Consider the following 17,586-nt stretch of genomic DNA (forward strand, 5'->3'; position numbering starts at 1 on the left):
ACTATAGTTCATAGCAAGAAAGGATTTGGCATGATTTCGATGAAGATTAGCGACGTTTCCAAAATTGTGGATTTGCCGATTTCAACCCTCCGATACTATGAAAAAAAGGGAATTATCCCGGAGACCTACATGGTAAGAGATGAAAATAATTACCGAACCTATGACGAAAAAATAATCCCATTCATGATGAGTCTAAAATCATTACTCTCAGCCGGCTTTTCGATTCATGAGATTAAGGATATCCTTTCCCGAAAAGAACTTGCGCGAGAACAACAGTTGGAAATCATCGAAGAGAAAATGAATGAAATTGAAGAATTACAGAAAAAATTGGACGACGCAAAGCACTTTCTTCAAGACTCCCTACAGTCGGCAGAGGACTGCACCTGGTAACAAACCATCAAGTCGCCTCCTACCACAATGAGATCCGATAGATTTATATGCTTCCCCTCTCTCTTTTCGCAGCATTATACAACCCGTCTTCATCTCCCCTTCCCCTGCTATCGTTCCTTCATTCTCCCTCTTACCCGGGCATGCTTATTTTCAAAGTAGACTCCCCTTCATATCACCTTCATTTCACCATCTCAAATGCGAACTTGGTCTAAAAATTCATAGAAGGGAAGCCCCTGGCTTCTCTTTGAATGTTCCGTTTTCGACGGTTTTGGTTCGATCGAATGGGTTCCACGACAGCAGAAATCCATTTTACGAATGTTTTACAATTCGACATTTTTACAAAATCCACGTTTAGCCAACTTCTCTCGTTCGGGATCGAACCGAAATGAGCTTAAGCATTCATGTATTGGGCCTTGAAGCGTTCCAGGCACGATGCTGCTCCTTCCGGATGTAAAGCTTAACGAAGCGGTTCTAATGTCATTTTCCCTAAATATGGATTATTAAAAGGCTTTCATCGAGATTGGCTTTTATAATGATCGCCAATTCGTTTCATACGCGGCTTACATTCACGAGTTAATCTTGGGATGTGGGAACGGTCTCACATTCAGAAAGCGGGGTTAGACATGAGTCATACGATCCGGGAAATTGCCCAGTTAGCCGGGGTGTCCAAGTCAACCGTATCCAGAGTCATTTCGGGAAAAGGGTATATCCACCCGGAAACAAGGGACGCGGTGCTTAAAGTCATTGAAGAACTGCAATATAAGCCGAACGCTGTAGCCAGGGCCATGGTATCCCAGCGGACGCACAACATCGGAGTTCTGATTTACCGCAGGGAATACCCGATTGCCTCCCACCCGTTTTACGGCAAAATTGTGGATGCCATTCTGGCGACCGCAGCCAGCATGAACTATTCCGTCTTTGTGACGACGGATCATGAGATGTCGCTTCGATCCGCCGATTTTATGCTGGAGAAACGCGTGGACGGACTCATTCTGATCAGCCGGCTGCAGCAAAATGTGATCGATTATATTCACAACTTCGGCATTCCTTACGTCATGGTGAACGGATCTACCGATGTCGACAATGTGGTACATGTCGTTAACCGGGATCAGGACGGAGGCATGATGGCAGCCGAATATTTGACCGGTCTAGGGCACAGGCGAATCTTCGTGTTGGCCGGACCGCAGACCCACCGGAGCCATTATTTAAGGCTGCACGGCTTTCGCGATTATTTGAATGGTATTGGATCTCCTCTCGATCCAACATCGCTTGCCTACCCGCAGGCCTCTACCTTTGAGCAAGGATACGAAATGATGCGGCAGCATTGGCCTGATTTCAAGTCAGGAGGGTATACGGCCCTCTTTGCGACGAATGACATGATTGCGCTCGGTGCGATGAAATTTTTGATTGAGCAATCGGTCCGCATTCCGCACCAAGTGGCTGTCATCGGTTTTGATGGCATCGACGTCGCCTCCATTTATACACCTTCCCTAACGACCATCAAGGTGGACACGGAAGCGATGGGCAGAACCGCCTGCACCCTCCTGGACAAGCTGATTGACCAGCAGCCGGTTAACGAGCTGGATATTGAGCTGGTGCCCGAACTGATTATTCGTCAATCTACTTAAATCCATATTAGTAAAAACGAAAGGAGATTGATCCATGCGCTGGTATTTCAAAGCCATCGGACCAAAAAAAATCTTTGAATTTGTTGCCCTTGTCGTGTTTGTCATCTTTTTTATGGGGCCGCTGCTCAATTTGGCGATCCTGGCCTTCACAGGCAAATGGAATTATCCCGATCTGCTTCCCTCCGTTTGGTCGCTCAAATGGTGGACCTTCGTCTTTCAGCAGCAGGACATCGCCAAATCCATCGGGCTTTCCTTTGTGATCGCAGCGCTGGTGACGGGCATATCGATCGTGCTCTGCATCCCGGCGGCGTACGCATTTGCCCGGATTCGTTTTCCGTTAAGCCGGTTTTTCCTGTTCTCCTTCCTCCTCACCCATGCTTTCCCCAAAATGGGCCTGTACGTGTCGATCGCCGTGCTGTTCTATAAGTTTGGTCTGATGAACACGCTGGCGGGGGTCATCCTGATCCACATTATTAATGTGCTGATGTTCATGACGTGGATCCCGACTTCCGCGTTCCGGAACGTTCATACGGCGCAGGAAGAATCTGCGAGAGACGTCGGCGCCAGCCCTTTCCGCGTGTTCCGCAGCATTACGCTGCCGATGGCCCTGCCCGGGATTCTGGTGGCTTCGATCTTCACCTTTTTGAATTCCCTCGATGAAGCACAGGGCACCTTCCTGGTCGGTATTCCCGATTTCAAAACGATGCCGATCGTCATGTATTCGATTATCAGCGATTATCCGGCGTATGCCGGCGCGGTGTTCTCTATCATTTTAACGGCGCCTTCCATAATCCTGCTGGTGGCTGCCCAGCGTTTCGTCAGTGCGGACGTGCTGGCGAGCGGTTTCCAGATCAAATAAATAGATCGCGATAGATGTATTAAGGAGGTCCCTATGAACATTCAGTTATCGATTCAAAACCTGTCCAAACGCTATAAAACCGGCGACGGAGTATCGGATATCTCGCTGGACGTGCAGAAAGGAGAATTGATCACACTGCTCGGGCCTTCCGGATGCGGAAAAACAACCGTGCTTCGCAGCATCGGCGGTTTTCTGGAGCCGGACTCGGGAGACATCTTGATCGAAGGAAAAAGCGTGGTCAAGGTTCCGCCGGAGAAACGGCCTACTTCCATGGTATTTCAAGGCTACAATTTGTGGCCGCATATGTCGGTCCATGATAACCTCGCGTTTGGCTTGAAAATCCGCAAAATCAAAAAGAAGGACAGGGAAAAAGCGATTCAGGACGTGCTGGAACTGGTTCGTCTTCCGGGAGCCGGCAGTAAATTCCCTGCTCAATTGTCCGGAGGCCAGCAGCAGCGGATTGCCGTTGCCAGGTCGCTCCTGCTGAATCCCGCCGTCCTGCTGCTCGATGAGCCTTTCTCGGCACTGGATGCGAAGCTCCGGCACGAGATGCGCGAGGAACTGCGGGAAATCCAGGCCAATACCGGCCTGACCATGGTTTTTGTCACCCACGATCAGGAAGAAGCATTATCGATTTCGGACCGGATTGTCGTTATGAATCACGGCAACATTGAACAAATCGCCTCCCCTCAGGAGATCTACGATGCGCCGAAGTCGCTCTATGTGGCCCAGTTCATCGGGAAAATGAACTTCGTAAAGGGGGTGATTGACGCAGATCAAATTACGGTTGGTTCTATCCGCTTCCCGAACCCCTCCCGTCTCACGGGCAATGTCACGGTTGCCGTACGGCCGGAAGATATTATTCTGGATCTGGCCGGCGGCAGCGGTCTGCCGGGCACAGTCAAGCAAATCATGATCCTCGGGCATTATGCCGAAGTTTCCGTCGATGTACAAGGTTATGGCACCATCCGCGCCTTCCAGGCGCGCGATCAAATCAATGAACTGTCTAACGGGCAGTCCGTATCCGTTCAGTTTGCGAAGGTTATCGCGTATCCGTAAGGCGTAATCGGAATCAACCAACTTTACAAACCTATAGGAGGGTTTACTTCCATGTTGAATAAGAAATCGGCATTTGCATTTGTTACTTCTTTTGTCCTCGCGGCTTCTCTGCTGTCCGGCTGCGGCAGCAGCAAGGACGGCGGCGCGAGTTCGGCTGCTGAAGGTACGGGTACGTCAAGCAAACAGGTCGAATTTTCGTTTTATTATTCCGGATCACAGAACGTGGACGATTTGTGGAAAAATTTGATTCCGATGTTCGAAGAAAAGAATCCCGACATCAAGGTTAAAGCTGTGTACGTGCCGTCGGGTACCGGAGCGCAGCCGACCTATGACCGCATTCTTGCCGCGAAGCAATCCGGCAAAGGCTCGGGTGATATTGACCTCTTTGAAGATGGCCTCGGGGTAGTGACCAAAGGGCAAAAGGACGATTTATGGGACAATTTAAGCACGGACCATATTCCGAATTTGAACAACGTGGACCAAAACACGCTGAACGATGTGTCTAACCTCGCGATCCCTTACCGCTCCTCGGCGGTTGTCCTTGCCTATAACAGCGAAACCGTCAAGGATGTGCCGAAAACGCTGGACGACGTATATGAGTGGATCCGCAGCCATCCGGAGCGGTTTGCCTACAACGATCCGTCGACAGGTGGTGCAGGAAGTTCCTTCGTCACGACCAGCATCTACAAATTTTTGCCCGAAGACGCGATTCACAACACGGATCCCAGCATTGAAAGCCAGTGGGATCAAGGGTTCTCCCTCTTGAAGGATCTGGGCAAATACATGTACGGCAAGGGCATCTATCCGAAGAAAAACCAAGGTACGCTTGATCTGCTGACGAGCGGAGAAGTCGACATGATTCCGGCCTGGTCCGACATGGTGCTGGATCAGCTGGACAAAGGACAGCTCCCGGAAACGACAAAAATCACACAAATCACGCCTGGATTTAACGGCGGACCGACTTACTTGATGGTTCCGAAATTATCCGAGAAGAAAGACGCTGTGTACAAATTCCTTGATTTTGTGCTGTCGCCTGAAGCCCAGAATGTCGTCGTCGATAAAATGCACGGCTTCCCGGGCATAAAGCTGACGAACATGTCTCAAGAGGTTCAGGATTCCTTTAAAGGCGCTTCCGAAGGATTCCGTTCGTTCAACATCGGCGATTTGGACAAAGACATCAACAAACGCTGGCAAAGCGAAGTGGCTGCACAATGAGTAAATCATTCAAAAGAGGGATCCTGGGCATTTCCATGGTCCTTCCCTCCTTTCTCGTGCTGGTGCTGATTGTCGTCATCCCGATCATTAGTTCACTCCGCGAAAGCTTGAAGAATGATAACGGCGGGTATGATTTATCCAATTACACCTATTTGTTCACGGACAAATTGATGCGCTCCAACATTATTTTCACCTTGGAAATTACCATTGTTTCCTCCATCCTGGTTTTGCTTATCAGCTATTCACTGGCTGTGTATATGCGGTTCAATAACGGCTTTGCGGTACGGTGGATCCGGCGCACCTACATGATACCGATTTTTATCCCATCGGTCATTGCGACGTACGGCCTGATTCAGCTTCTCGGCAACCATGGCTGGATGGCAAGGATCCTGTACCATTTGGGCACGGACAGCTTTCCAAGGATTATATTTGACATGAAAGGCATCATTCTCGCGAATCTTTGGTTTAATATTCCGTTTACGACGATGCTGCTGGGCTCAGCCTTGTCGGGCGTACCCGATGCAGTCATTGAAAGCGCAAAGGATGTGGGGGCCGGACGGATGAGAATCTTTTTCCGGCTCATTCTGCCGCTGACGTTCAAGACGCTGCTCGTCGCCCTTACCTTTGTATTTATGGGCGTGATCGGTTCCTTCACCGCTCCCTTTCTGATTGGACCGAATGCGCCGCAAATGCTGGGCGTGTCCATGGAGCAAATTTTCAGTGTGTTTCAGGACCGCCAGCTGGCGGCGGCTACGGCTTTCTTTACCTTCCTGCTTTGCTCTTTTGTCGGATATTTCTATATCCGCTCCATGATCAAAGAAGAAAGCGTGCGTTCATCATGAATACTTTACTCGTTAACGTACAGGGAGCTGTAACGCCGGAGTGCTCCAAGACGCATATCGCTTACCGTTTTTTTCTGGCCGAATCCGGAGGGCGGATGAAAATCGACTTTTCCTATAGTCCGAAAAATCTAGAGGATGGCGCCAAGGCGAAAACGCTGATTGAGCAGGGCCTTGACCGATATGTTGAAGATGAACTCAGGGAACAGGCCAAGTCCAAGTGGCAGTCCTACCTTCCGCTGAAAAATTTGATCACGCTGTCCGTTGACGATCCGTCCGGTCACCGCGGGGCCGCCCACCGCCATGATCCGGAGCAGCATCTGTTTATTTCCGGGCTTGAATCGTCTCCCGGACTGAGCAAAGGGGCACTGCAGGCCGGCATGTGGACGGTTACCCTGAGCCTGCATGCCATCGTGACGGACGACTGCCGCTACTCGCTGCAAATCTGGCATGAGGAGGACCGTGGATGAACTGGATGGCTTGTGAGCTTCATACTCATACCTTTCACAGTGATGGAAGTCAGAGCCTGGAAGAATTGGCTGCCGGCGCAAAAGCGCTTGGTTTTGACTGCATCGCCCTGACGGACCACAACACGATGTCCGGCTTATGGAATAAAGAGACGGTTGAGCAGCAGACGGGCATGAACATCATTCAAGGCATGGAATGGACCACCTTTTTCGGACATATGGTGACGCTAGGCGTGAAGGACTATATCGATTGGCGTCCGGTAGGTCCTGGTGACATTCATGCTGGACTCGCCCGGGTGCACGAGCAAGGCGGTATCGCCGGCATGGCCCACCCCTTTCGCCCCGGCAGTCCCATGTGCACCGGCTGCTATTGGGAATTCGAGCTCCGTGACTGGAATGACCTTGATTATATCGAAGTGTGGTCCACGACCTTTGCCCCGCTGAAAAATAACAACGCCCGCGCATTTCGCCTCTGGACCGACAAGCTGAACGAAGGCTTCCGGATCGCGGCGACTTCCGGCCGGGATTGGCACCGCCAGGAACAGACGGATGAACCGCTGTCCGTCACGTACCTGCTTATGGAAGAGCATGAAGGCTCGATCACCGACAAGGCGGTCGCCGCCCTTTCCGCTGGAAGAGCCTCCGTCACCCTTGGTCCGCGGCTCGATCTTGGCGTCCATTTCGGCGGCCAACTTTACGGCATAGGGGATGCCGTCCCAGAGGGAACTTCGCCGGATCACACGATCGAACTGCAGGCAGCTGCCGATTTCGAGGCACGGAAAGAGCATTGGGAGCTGCCGGAACAAATCTATACCTTGCGCTTTCACAGCAATCTTGGTATGGTATCGGAACTCCCCTATGCTGCAGATAGCAAGGGCTGCAATGTGACGCTTTCACGCGAAGGATTGCGGTGGGTACGAGCGGAGCTGTGGGGAACAATCCGCGGGATCCGCACAATGATCGCTTTTACCAACCCGATTTATTTTAATTAACCGGGAGGTGTGATAACCCTCAATGACTACACCATTTCCACTGATCACGGCACACAGCGGCTGTATGGATACGCTCGATAATACGCTATCCTCGATCGAGACCGGCATCCGGCTTGGTGCCGACATTATTGAAGAAGACGTCCGGGTCACCAGAGACGGGATCGCCGTGCTTGCCCATGATGATGAATGGCGGACGGAGGACGGCAGGCTCATTCATATTTCGAAAATGAATATGGCAGAACTGCAGGAGCTGGTTCTCAGCGTAGACTACGCCGGCAAATCCGGGACGATGACGATCGCAAGGCTGGATGAGATGCTGGCCAGGGTCCAGGCTGCCGGTATCACCGCGAATCTGGATCTCAAAACCGATGACAGCGTCGAAGCGGCTGCGGCGCTCATTCATCACTACAAGATGGTGGACCAAGTCTTGCTGACAGGCTGCGGACCCGCCCGGGCCATGCTTGTGCAGCAAACGCATCCGGAGCTTAGGAAGCTGCTCAATGTCGACACGGAGCTTTTTCTAACTCAAGAGTATACGGATGCGGTCCGTCGTACCTGTGAGGATGCAGCTGCCGCAGCTTGCATCGGCCTCAATGTTCCGTACCAGCTGGTCAGGGAGGAACTGTTGGAACAGGCTGCAGCCCGCTCGCTTCCGGTTTTCGTGTGGACCGTCAATGAGGAGACATGGATGGAACGGTTCGCAAGTATGGGGGTCGCCTCCATAACGACGCGGAACGTCGATGCTTTGGTCCGGCTGAAGAGAAGTTTGACTACGGAAACAACAAAGGTCCCGGAATAGTTCCGGGACCTTTTGCTGTACGATCTCATTTTGCCACTCTTCTTCAGCAGCGGATAAACGGAGATCTTCCGCCTTAGTTCGAATGCCGATCTCTGAATTCGAAAATATGATCGACCGCTTGCCGGTAACCACCTGATTTGCGAAAGGAATCGCCCATCCTTGCGGCTGCTTCCTTGAAAGTAGCGCGGCTTAATACTAGGTCTGCCGCTTCCCGCAGCTGGTGGGCCGTTAAGCTCTGCATATCTAAGGTCATGCCCGCACCGGTCCGGGCGACTTGCCCCGCGATGACCGGCTGATCCGCGCTGAGCGGGAGGACAATGAGCGGTACCCCGAAGTAAAGGCCTTCATGGGCACTGTTCATCCCGCCGTGAGTAATGAATAGTTGGGCGTACTGCAGTACTTCGGTTTGCGGAACGTAACTTTTGACGATGAAATGATCCGGGATGTCTCCTAAATCGGATATCGGGGTTTTACTCCCGATCGACAAGACAATCGTATGATCGGAACTTCCAAATGCCTCAAAACAAAGCTTATAGAAATCCAGCGCCTGATTCATGACGGTGCCCAGTGAAATGTAGATCGGGCTTTTCCCCTGGATTTCGGAAAGGTAAAAGTCATCTTCCATGGACCGCGAAGTGATGGATGGACCCACAAATTTATACGACGGATCGAATGTATCCCCTCCCGGTTGGAACTCCCTTGCTGTATAGACAATCGTAAGTGATGCAGGGTTACAAAACGCCTCGTAAGGAGAATGGATCTCGACGCCGTATTTTTGCTGGATCATGGCCGTCAGGCTTTGATACTTATCGTTGATCGGTTTAGTGATCTCTTCAGGGACATCGTTAAAAAATTGTTCCATCATATGGTCGAAAGATGGTTTGGACTCTGCAAAAGTACTGCAAGAGCTGATGGCGGGAAGTTTAAGGATCACCGCCAGCAAACGTCCGCAGCCGAACATGGAGTCATGGATGATATAGTCAAAATGCTCTCCCTGGATCTGTTCAAGAACGCTGGGGATCACGACATCAGCCGTCAGCAAGAGACCGTTGACCCTTTCCAGCAAATAGTTTCTTCCGCCGGAGATAAAGGCTTTGATAAATTTCTGGTCGTCAAAAGTTCTAACGACCGCTCCCGCTTTCTCTAACCTCTCCCGAAAAGCTTCGATGCAAAAGTACACAACCTCTTCCCCGCGCGAGGTCAGCTCCTGAACAACGCCAATCGTCGGATTGATATGCCCTTCGGATCCGGCATTAATAAATAGTACGCGTGCCATATTCAATACTCCTTTCCGGTTTTACAATGGTAAACCCTATGTCAGTAAGCTGGTCTGTTCCAACAAGCCTCATTTTTTGGGCAAGGTCTGCAGGTCAACCAGATGCCCCTATTCGCGTCATTAATGTATCCATCATGCGACATCGTCATGCTGAAGCGATCATTCGCAGCTTCTCCACAAACAGCAGCAGAACGAGCCCCTGGCCGTAAAGCGTTGGAAAAGTCGGGACATGATCGTAAGCCTCGACGCTACCCAGCACTGGCGTACCTCCCGAGACGCCAAGGACAGCGCCATCCTCACGAACTTGGGTGAGAACGGCGGCGACTGCGCGATCAGCGCTGGTAAGTGCCAATTCCGCAGGAATCCATCCGGCGCGTGCCGCTTTGTACAATCCGCAGGCGATGCCGGCGGAACCCGACGTCTCCTCATAAAAGTGGGGGCGGTCCAAGACCGTCGGCCACAAGCCGCTCTCATTTTGACAGCGGACGAGCGCCTCGGCTAATCGCGAATAGCGTTCGCGGAGCTCGCTGATCAGCTTCATGTCGCCGCATAGTTCGCCCGCCTCTTCTGCAGTCATGGGCACGCCAACGGCGATCCAGGCGTTAGCCCGATTCCACCGTGCGGCGGACATCCAATCCCCCGTCTCGCCGTTCCAACCGTGGAATAGCATCCCCGTCTCCTCGTCCTGCAGCGTCTGAAGGTGCAGCAGCGTCTGGTTCATCGCTTCTTCCGCAAGCACTTTACTCCCTGTTAACCTGGCCGTCCGGGCCAAGAAGAGGATGGCCATGAAGACGGTGTCCGCCCATACCTGCTCGCTAAACGTGGCACTCTCGGTTACGGTATGCTCAAACGCACCATTCCTTGTCCGGGGCGCCTCCTTGATTAACCAAAGCGCCATCTCCTCTGCCTTGTCCTTGTAGAAGCGGTTACCGGTCTGTCGGAAGAGTAAAGGGAATATCGCGTAGGGTGCGAGTGAGTTAATGACCTTTATCTTCTCGGACCCGCCAATGTTTTGCTCCGTCCAGACCTCCACTGCCTGTATCATCCCTTCCGCTCCGCAGAAGGCTCCATAATCGGCTGCCGCGATTAAACCGACCCCCGGATTCCAATCCCAGCGGTTCCGTTCCATCGCCCATTCAGCCCATTCGTGTCCGCCCCAGCTCTCCGGGCTGCTGAACATCAGATAGCGGTAGACGCGGTCCGCCGCAGCCTTCAGGTCCGTTTGCTCCATTTGCATTCCCTGATCGCTCCTTTATATGTAGTTGTTTCGATAGTCTGTAGGGGTAAGTCCAAACTGCTTCTTAAACGTTTCGCGAAAATGGTCCTGGTCAACATAACCGATCCGGTCACATACCTCGTAAATCCGATTCGCGGGGTCTTTCAGCAGCCGGGCCGCCTCTTCCATACGCAGTTTGACGATCCAATGGTTGATCGTCATGCCGGTCACTTCCTTGACCAGCGCGTTTACATACTTCTCGCTAAGGCCAACCCCACTTGCAACGTCCCGAAGCGACAGATCCTTCCGCGAATAATTTTCACGAATGGCCTGAATCGCTTGTTCGACGAGCTTATTCTTCTTGAGGCTGCCGGACCACTCAGCCATTGGCAGCGTCTGGGCCAAATTAGGCAGGCGATCCCTAAGCCTTTGTTCCATAAGCTCGACACCGCGCTGTTCCTCCCGTTCCTTGTGCAGCTCTGCAACGATTCTGGTGAATACTTGCTCGATCTCCTCCGGATCGATCGGCTTCATGATGTATTCCTGCACCTGCAGCTTGATCGCCTGCCGCGCGTACTCGAATTCGTTCAGCCCCGACAGGATGATGCACCTCATGTCCGGCTTGCTGGCCCGGAACGCCTCAATCAGCTCCAGGCCATTCCCCTTCGGCATGCCGATATCGGTAAGCAGCAGATCCGGAGGATCGCGCTTCAGCCATTCGAGCGCTTCCTCTCCGTTCTTGGCGGCTCCGACGAGTTCAATGCCGAGCCGCTCCCAGTCGATGGAGCGTGACAGCGTCTCCCGGACGAGTTTGACGTCCTCGGCGATCAGCAGTTTATACATCAGGCGATTCCTCCTCAGGGTCGATTTGAACATGGGAACGCAGCGGGAGTACAACTTCAACGCATGTTCCTTCGTCCACGGGCACGTAGCGCAGCCCATAGCCTGGTCCGCATTGCAGTTGTATCCGCCGATGCACGTTCAGCGTTCCATAACCGTTCTCGGCAGATGAGTTTGACGTTAATCCGTGTTCCCCCGACTCCTGCTCCCGCAGCACACGATTGCGCTCCTCTATGTTGCAGCCCTTTCCGTTGTCTTTGACACGCAGAATAAGCGTAGTCCCTTCCGCCTGTGCGGTAATCGCGATACGGCAATCGTCCGTTCGCCCGGCAAAGCCGTGAACGATGGCATTCTCCGCAAGCGGCTGCAGAATAAAGTGAGGAATGACGATGTCCTGCAGATCGGAAGCGATATGAAACTCGGCGAGCAGATCGTCGTGCATCATTTGCTGGATGTGTAAATAGGCCTCTACCTGCTTGATCTCATTGTCCAAGGAGATCCACGTTCGGCCCCGGTTCAAACCGAATCGGAACACATTGGCAAGCGAACGCACGATCGCGCTCGTCTCCCGGTCTCCTGTCAAAATGGCACGGCAATTGATCAGATCGAGTGTATTGTATAGAAAATGAGGGTTGATCTGGGCATTCAGCAGTTCCAACTGTAGCTGGCGGCGCTCAATCTCCTCCTCAAAACTCTTCTCAATCAGGCCGTGTAGCGTAACCAGCATGGACGCGAATTTCTCGTTCAGCGTCTCGACCTCGTGAATGCCTGACTTCAATTTGGGCAGCTGCTCACGGAATGCAAGCACTTCGGGACGCTGAACAGCGTTAACGAGCCGGGTAATCGGAACGGTTACCCGTATGACGATACGCCGCAGCCACAGTCCCGCGATCAGTACGGCTGCGATCGCAGCCAAAGCGCCGATCGCCGAGATGGCAAACGTGTATCTTCCGAAGTGGCTCTTTGGGACGGCGGTCAAAAGCTTCCAGCCATTGTCCATCTTTACACACGTGACACGGTGCACCGTCCCTTCGACTTTCGCATCGGCCGAGCTTCCATCGCAGTTGGCCGATCGAACGAACGGAAGCCCGCCGGCCGGTTCGAGAAATGCATACCGTTCGCTGTAAATGACGCGGCCTTCTTCATCCACCAAAAGGTGAAAGCCTGATGTCAACGCAGCGTTCTCGAACAGGCTCCGGATGCTTCCAGTATCCGCCCCGATCATGACGGTGCCGATCACGCGGCCGTCCTTGGTGCTAATTTTCTTGGTCGCCGAATAGATCATCGCAGTCCCCGAGCGTCCGGCCTTCTGTCCCCACCAGACGTTGCGACGCCCTCCGGAGATCAGATCACGATACCAGCTCTCGTTCTGCAGGTCCGTCGATTTGTAAATGCCGGTCACCGGGTCGAAATGGTCGGTCGCGAGGGTGTATAGGCCGCTCTCCGGCTCCAACGCGACGGCGACGACATATGTCTGTTGAACGATACTGCCGGAATTGGCATCATTCAGCAGTGACAAGAGAGACAGATTCTGCAAATTCGTCTGCAGGGTGAAGAAGTCGTTGACCGCTTCGTAGGGCGCTGAATGCTCCGTCTCGAGCAAATTTTCGATCGATTGGTTGGACAGCAGAAAGGCGGCCATATTGTTCATTGTGTCCAGCTGATATTCTAGATTGCGGTGTACGAACTTCATTGATTGTTCCGCCATCTGACGCGTGTGTTCATTTTGCACCCGGATGAGAATGTAGCTTGCCGAAGCGGCGAACAGGGCGATGACCGTCACGACCAGCGCAAAGACCGGCAGACTGATTCGGGCCAGCAAGCTGGTGTGGCGCTTTTTCGTGACCATCACCAAACCCTCCCTTGCCAAATTGTTTTCCTTAAACCTCCAAGTAAATCACAATCTATAATCATCGTGGAGGCGAACGCTTTATTTAGCTTCTTCCCTCTCTCCGCCTAAATCTCCTGCAATATCGTGAGATGCTGGCGGCTTTCACCCGCTGCGTTCCTCTGAAACCGAGACGTTCTCTATTCAAACGGCAAAGCACCTCCCCAATGCTTCCGGCATGGCCGGATTACACCAGGAAGGCTGCTGACGTTCACGTTTTTACTTGCCTGCTTTTTTCTGATAGGAAGCTTCTAGTTCGCTCAGAATTTGATCGCCCCCTTGCGACTTCCACTTCTCTACGAATTCGTCGAACTTCTTGATGTCGGCACCCATAATGATTTGAGTGAATACCGAGTCACGCATCGTATCCAGCTCTGTCAGCTTGGCGATTTTCGTCGGCGATTCAAGGTAATTGGAAGCGTCGTTGATTTGATGCTCATTGTTGATCGCAACGCCGAGTGCTTCGGAGAACCGCAGCGGCAGCGACTCAAGGTAATGCGGCCAGCCCTTCAGTCCTGGAGCGAATAGATAGCTCTGCGTGCCTCTGAAATTGCCTTTCGGATCCTGCTGTGTCTTCGGATCGACGAGGGTCGTGTTCGTCTTAAGCTTCTCGTCTACGAGGGAATAGTCCTCGCCTTCAATGCCCCAGACGGTCAACATCTGGTTCTCCTCGGATAGCGAATCCTCGATGATCGACAGTACGCGCTTCGGGTCTTTTGTTTTTGCGCTAATGGCATTCATCTGCGAGAACGGTGCCCCCATTGGCGCAACGGCCGTACCGTCCGTCCCTAGCAGTGACCCGGTCAAAGTCAAGTATTTGAAGGGCTGATCAGCCTGATTCGGGAGTGAACCGTCCTTGGCCAGTTTGCCGCTCTTGATCAGCTCATTGGTCTCGATCTGCGTGTCGTAATCGCTGGCCGTCGACCACCAGCCCATCCAGGAGAACACCTTGCCGCTGAAAATTTTTGCCCGCAGCTGCTCTTCCTTAATCGTCGAAAACTCCTTGTCGATGAGCCCTTCCTTGTACATCTTCTGGAGAAACAGCAGCGCGTCCCGCATCCGGGGATCGATGTCATAGTTGCTGAATTTCCCATCCTTCTCTGTGAAAAAACCGGGTGTGACACCGAACGCGCCGAACACGTTGTCGAAGGAATTGTTTGCGAATTTTACCTGTCCGATCTGGGACGTATAACCCCCGAGCGGAATGACATCCGGATGCTGCTCCTTGACCTTTTTCAGCAGGTTATAATATTCGTCAAGCGTCTTTGGTACGGAAACGCCTGCCTGCTCCATGTAGTCCTTACGCATGACCAAGTCCCAGCGATACCCCGCCCCCGGCCCGCCCTGATACGGAATCCCGTAGATGCGGCCGTTTACCTTCGCCTGCTCGAACACATCCGGCGGTACTTCCTTCATAATATTCGGCGTGTCCTTTTCGTTAATGAGGTCGGTCAGATCAACGAAAGCGCCTTGCTGCGCGTATTTCTGAAAGTCATCGGCAAAATCGATCTTCGTCACGTCCGGAATGTCGCTGCTCGCCATCTTCAGATTCAGCTTCGTTTTGTATTGCTGGACATCGACCATCTCCGGGATGATCTTAATATTCAGCTTGGCCTCAATCGCTTGTTTCACCGCGTCCTTAGAAGGGTCATATGGCAGTGAAATATCCTGTGCCTTCAGCCACTTCAGCTCGTAAGGCGAATGTTCCGCAGTCGCTTCAGACGTACCTGACGGATTTCCCGGCTCGGGGCTTGCGCTCCCGCCTCCATCGTTGTTGCTGCCGCATCCCGACAGCGTAAGCGTTCCCAAAAGTAAGGCGGCGAGTACGCCGTAACCCCAATGTTTAACTGTCTTTGACATATACAGACATCCCCCTGTAATTTCACTTAAATGGTTGATTACCCTTTAACTGAACCGATCAGCATGCCCTGTTCAAAATACTTCTGAATGAACGGATACAGAACCATCATCGGCAGCGCTACGATGACAATGGCCGCCATCTGGATTCCGATCGTGGGCGGCGGCGTTCTCCCTGCCGCTTCGAGCAATTCAGGCGGCAGGCTGGAACTCGCGATGATGGTGCGCAATACGAGCTGCACCGGCGCTTTGTGCCAGTCCGTGACATACAGAAGCGCATTGAAGAAATCGTTCCAGTACGTCACCATGTAGAGCAAGCCAATCGAGGCAATGACCGGCATCGACATCGGGAGGACGATCGAACGCAGCGTCCTGATCTCGGATGCCCCGTCAATTGCAGCAGATTCCTTAAGACTGTCTGGAATACCTTCGAAGAAGGATTTCATAATGATCATATTAAAGGCACTAAAGGCCATGACCAAGATCAGTACGTAGTCCGTGTTCAGCAGACCTAAATTTTTGATCGTGATATATGTCGGAATTAAACCGCCCTTGAACAACATCGTGAACACGAAGATCAGCATAATGATCCGCCGCCCGGGCAGCTTCTTCTCCGCCAGGGAGTAAGCAGCCGCAGCTGTGAGCAGAAGCGCAAGCAGGACACCGGCGGCTGTATTACGGATCGTCACCCCATAAGCGTTATAGATGAGAGATCCCTTCTTGAGCAAGTAGGCGAAATAATCGAAGCTGAGCGATGTCGGAAACAGCACCAGCCCGTTCTTTTCGCTGAAGATCGAGTATGGCGTTACGGACACGCATAGAACATACCAGAACGGAATCATGATAATGAGCGTAATGAGCGACAGTACGAAATAGTTGGTAGCGATAAAAATGGATTCGCCTCGAGTGAGCTTCACGATTCGGATTCTCCTTTGTCAGAAAATACCGGAATCATTGATTCGCTTCGCGATCTGATTGGCAATCAGCACCATGGCGAAGCCGATGATTCCCTTGATGACGTCTGCCGCCGCCGCGAGACTGAGGCTGAACTGCTCGATGCCTACCCGATAGATGTAGGTGTCGAGAATGTCGCCAACTTCGAACACCATCGGGTTGTACAGGTTGAGCACCTGGTCCAAGCCGGCACTCATCAGATAGCCGACCCTTAGGATGAAAATGACGATAATCGTGCTCGATATGCCCGGGAGCGTGATGTGGATGATGCGTTGGAACCTCGTCGCTCCGTCCATCACCGCGGCTTCGTACACTTCGGGATTCAGCCCGGCGATGGCGGCCAAATAAATGATCGCTGCCCAGCCCATTTCTTTCATGGCATCGGTGACGACGAGAATGATCCGGAAATACGCAGGCTCGACGAGCAGATATACGGGTTTGCCGCCAAACCATTCGACGATTTTGTTAATCACGCCGGTCTCCGGTGAAAGCAGCAGCGTAATGATGCCGCCGTAGACAACCCAGGACATGAAACGCGGCAGATAGACGGCCGTCTGCAGCGTCTTCTTGAACCACTTGGTCCGAATTTCATTTAGCGACAGCGCTAACAAAATGGGACAGATAAATCCGCTGATCATCTTGTACAGGCTGATGAGCAGTGTGTTGCGAAAAGCGTTCAGGAACATCTCCGACGCAAACAGCTCCCGGAAATGTGCGAAACCAACCCACTTACTGGCCCCGAATCCTTGGATGACGTTGTAGTCCATGAACGCGATGCTGATGCCGTACAAAGGCAAGTAATCGAACACAATGACCCAGGCCAGTGCAGGCAACAGCAAGGCGTACAGCCATTTGTATTTCCATATCTTCATTAGCAGCCGCCTTCGCGGCTTCTCCGTTCTAACGGGAATTCCCGCAGTAACGATTTCCATCGTCCCTCCTCCATCCTTCTTACTGCCCCGGCAATCCGCATTTACCTCTCCGGTTGAACACTTGCCGCTGCGAATTTACCAGTTGCGCCAATTCATTCGTTGCAAGAACGGCGGTCTACAGGATGAACACCGATTCCCGCCGCTGCCTTCCAGAATGGAAGTGCTTACATGTTTAAGAATACCGGCTTCCTTGAACGTGGAAAACCGGAGCGAAGGATGATAATACCGGGGAAAAGTCGGAAATCTGACAATGATTTTCTAAGATTATAGTAATAGCAGCCTGACTGAACGGCCAGCACGATATGAATAAGATATTATCAGCTGCTTCAGCTCATCAAATAAGCTATTGGCTGCAGGTCATCCTGATTCCAACCG

Annotated in this window: 16 protein-coding genes; 9 read left to right on the plus strand and 7 right to left on the minus strand. The window is 52.4% G+C overall.

Features of this window, described 5'->3' with window-relative positions; translation table 11 throughout:
* The first annotated feature begins 30 nt into the window (after nt 1-30).
* The 9 genes from IAE55_RS29705 to IAE55_RS29745 all read left to right on the plus strand — a co-directional run bounded on the left by IAE55_RS29705 (nt 31) and on the right by IAE55_RS29745 (nt 8,248).
* A complete protein-coding gene (locus IAE55_RS29705) occupies nt 31-390 on the plus strand; it encodes a helix-turn-helix domain-containing protein (RefSeq protein WP_234489965.1) in 360 nt (119 codons plus the stop codon).
* A 623-nt stretch (nt 391-1,013) separates the two neighbouring features.
* The gene (locus tag IAE55_RS29710) at nt 1,014-2,018 is read left to right on the plus strand and encodes a LacI family DNA-binding transcriptional regulator (protein WP_200634649.1); all 1,005 of its coding nucleotides are present in this window, start codon (nt 1,014-1,016) and stop codon (nt 2,016-2,018) included.
* A gap of 34 nt (nt 2,019-2,052) precedes the next feature.
* Nucleotides 2,053-2,877 carry an ABC transporter permease gene (locus IAE55_RS29715; RefSeq protein ID WP_076164462.1) on the plus strand — a complete coding sequence of 275 codons (825 nt, stop codon included), beginning with the start codon at nt 2,053-2,055 and terminating at the stop codon, nt 2,875-2,877.
* Between the two features lie 33 nt (nt 2,878-2,910).
* The gene (locus IAE55_RS29720; RefSeq protein ID WP_200634650.1) at nt 2,911-3,936 is read left to right on the plus strand and encodes an ABC transporter ATP-binding protein; all 1,026 of its coding nucleotides are present in this window, start codon (nt 2,911-2,913) and stop codon (nt 3,934-3,936) included.
* Between the two features lie 51 nt (nt 3,937-3,987).
* On the plus strand, nt 3,988-5,151 hold the full coding sequence (locus IAE55_RS29725; protein ID WP_116230061.1) for an extracellular solute-binding protein: 1,164 nt from the start codon (nt 3,988-3,990) through the stop codon (nt 5,149-5,151).
* The gene (locus IAE55_RS29730) at nt 5,148-5,993 is read left to right on the plus strand and encodes an ABC transporter permease (RefSeq protein WP_076164456.1); all 846 of its coding nucleotides are present in this window, start codon (nt 5,148-5,150) and stop codon (nt 5,991-5,993) included. Before IAE55_RS29725 ends, IAE55_RS29730 begins: the two co-directional genes overlap by 4 nt.
* A complete protein-coding gene (locus IAE55_RS29735) occupies nt 5,990-6,460 on the plus strand; it encodes a hypothetical protein (RefSeq protein WP_200634651.1) in 471 nt (156 codons plus the stop codon). The genes IAE55_RS29730 and IAE55_RS29735 overlap by 4 nt, the downstream gene beginning before the upstream one ends.
* Nucleotides 6,457-7,449, plus strand: coding sequence for a CehA/McbA family metallohydrolase (locus tag IAE55_RS29740; protein WP_200634652.1), 993 nt, complete (start codon nt 6,457-6,459; stop codon nt 7,447-7,449). Before IAE55_RS29735 ends, IAE55_RS29740 begins: the two co-directional genes overlap by 4 nt.
* A gap of 22 nt (nt 7,450-7,471) precedes the next feature.
* Nucleotides 7,472-8,248: a glycerophosphodiester phosphodiesterase gene (locus IAE55_RS29745; RefSeq protein ID WP_200634653.1), complete on the plus strand. Its 777-nt coding sequence runs from the start codon at nt 7,472-7,474 to the stop codon at nt 8,246-8,248.
* A 73-nt stretch (nt 8,249-8,321) separates the two neighbouring features.
* Here IAE55_RS29745 and IAE55_RS29750 read toward each other — a convergent pair whose 3' ends face one another.
* The 7 genes from IAE55_RS29750 to IAE55_RS29780 all read right to left on the minus strand — a co-directional run bounded on the left by IAE55_RS29750 (nt 8,322) and on the right by IAE55_RS29780 (nt 17,211).
* A complete protein-coding gene (locus IAE55_RS29750; RefSeq protein WP_200634654.1) occupies nt 8,322-9,524 on the minus strand; it encodes a macrolide family glycosyltransferase in 1,203 nt (400 codons plus the stop codon).
* Nucleotides 9,525-9,669: 145 nt separating this feature from the next.
* A complete protein-coding gene (locus tag IAE55_RS29755; protein ID WP_200634655.1) occupies nt 9,670-10,761 on the minus strand; it encodes a glycoside hydrolase family 88/105 protein in 1,092 nt (363 codons plus the stop codon).
* 15 nt (nt 10,762-10,776) lie between these two features.
* Nucleotides 10,777-11,583 (minus strand): response regulator transcription factor, encoded by an 807-nt coding sequence (locus IAE55_RS29760; RefSeq protein ID WP_167527069.1) that lies wholly within the window; start codon nt 11,581-11,583, stop codon nt 10,777-10,779.
* A complete protein-coding gene (locus IAE55_RS29765) occupies nt 11,576-13,429 on the minus strand; it encodes a cache domain-containing sensor histidine kinase (RefSeq protein ID WP_200634656.1) in 1,854 nt (617 codons plus the stop codon). The genes IAE55_RS29760 and IAE55_RS29765 overlap by 8 nt, the downstream gene beginning before the upstream one ends.
* A gap of 258 nt (nt 13,430-13,687) precedes the next feature.
* Nucleotides 13,688-15,328 carry an extracellular solute-binding protein gene (locus tag IAE55_RS29770; RefSeq protein WP_200634657.1) on the minus strand — a complete coding sequence of 547 codons (1,641 nt, stop codon included), beginning with the start codon at nt 15,326-15,328 and terminating at the stop codon, nt 13,688-13,690.
* A 38-nt stretch (nt 15,329-15,366) separates the two neighbouring features.
* Nucleotides 15,367-16,242 carry a carbohydrate ABC transporter permease gene (locus IAE55_RS34310; RefSeq protein WP_105442525.1) on the minus strand — a complete coding sequence of 292 codons (876 nt, stop codon included), beginning with the start codon at nt 16,240-16,242 and terminating at the stop codon, nt 15,367-15,369.
* An 18-nt stretch (nt 16,243-16,260) separates the two neighbouring features.
* Nucleotides 16,261-17,211: an ABC transporter permease gene (locus tag IAE55_RS29780; protein ID WP_200634658.1), complete on the minus strand. Its 951-nt coding sequence runs from the start codon at nt 17,209-17,211 to the stop codon at nt 16,261-16,263.
* Nucleotides 17,212-17,586 lie beyond the last annotated feature (375 nt).

The organism is Paenibacillus sp. S28 (assembly GCF_016624415.1).
GTDB lineage: Bacteria > Bacillota > Bacilli > Paenibacillales > Paenibacillaceae > Paenibacillus_AQ > Paenibacillus_AQ favisporus.

Coding starts and splice junctions, on each gene's coding strand:
- IAE55_RS29755 (WP_200634655.1), bottom strand. CDS start 10,761: ATGCAAATGGAGCAAACGGACCTGAAGGCTGCGGCGGACCGCGTCTAC.
- IAE55_RS29740 (WP_200634652.1), top strand. CDS start 6,457: ATGAACTGGATGGCTTGTGAGCTTCATACTCATACCTTTCACAGTGAT.
- IAE55_RS29760 (WP_167527069.1), bottom strand. CDS start 11,583: ATGTATAAACTGCTGATCGCCGAGGACGTCAAACTCGTCCGGGAGACG.
- IAE55_RS29725 (WP_116230061.1), top strand. CDS start 3,988: ATGTTGAATAAGAAATCGGCATTTGCATTTGTTACTTCTTTTGTCCTC.
- IAE55_RS29705 (WP_234489965.1), top strand. CDS start 31: ATGATTTCGATGAAGATTAGCGACGTTTCCAAAATTGTGGATTTGCCG.
- IAE55_RS29770 (WP_200634657.1), bottom strand. CDS start 15,328: ATGTCAAAGACAGTTAAACATTGGGGTTACGGCGTACTCGCCGCCTTA.
- IAE55_RS29780 (WP_200634658.1), bottom strand. CDS start 17,211: ATGGAAATCGTTACTGCGGGAATTCCCGTTAGAACGGAGAAGCCGCGA.
- IAE55_RS29745 (WP_200634653.1), top strand. CDS start 7,472: ATGACTACACCATTTCCACTGATCACGGCACACAGCGGCTGTATGGAT.
- IAE55_RS29765 (WP_200634656.1), bottom strand. CDS start 13,429: ATGGTCACGAAAAAGCGCCACACCAGCTTGCTGGCCCGAATCAGTCTG.
- IAE55_RS29715 (WP_076164462.1), top strand. CDS start 2,053: ATGCGCTGGTATTTCAAAGCCATCGGACCAAAAAAAATCTTTGAATTT.
- IAE55_RS29710 (WP_200634649.1), top strand. CDS start 1,014: ATGAGTCATACGATCCGGGAAATTGCCCAGTTAGCCGGGGTGTCCAAG.
- IAE55_RS29735 (WP_200634651.1), top strand. CDS start 5,990: ATGAATACTTTACTCGTTAACGTACAGGGAGCTGTAACGCCGGAGTGC.
- IAE55_RS29750 (WP_200634654.1), bottom strand. CDS start 9,524: ATGGCACGCGTACTATTTATTAATGCCGGATCCGAAGGGCATATCAAT.
- IAE55_RS29730 (WP_076164456.1), top strand. CDS start 5,148: ATGAGTAAATCATTCAAAAGAGGGATCCTGGGCATTTCCATGGTCCTT.
- IAE55_RS29720 (WP_200634650.1), top strand. CDS start 2,911: ATGAACATTCAGTTATCGATTCAAAACCTGTCCAAACGCTATAAAACC.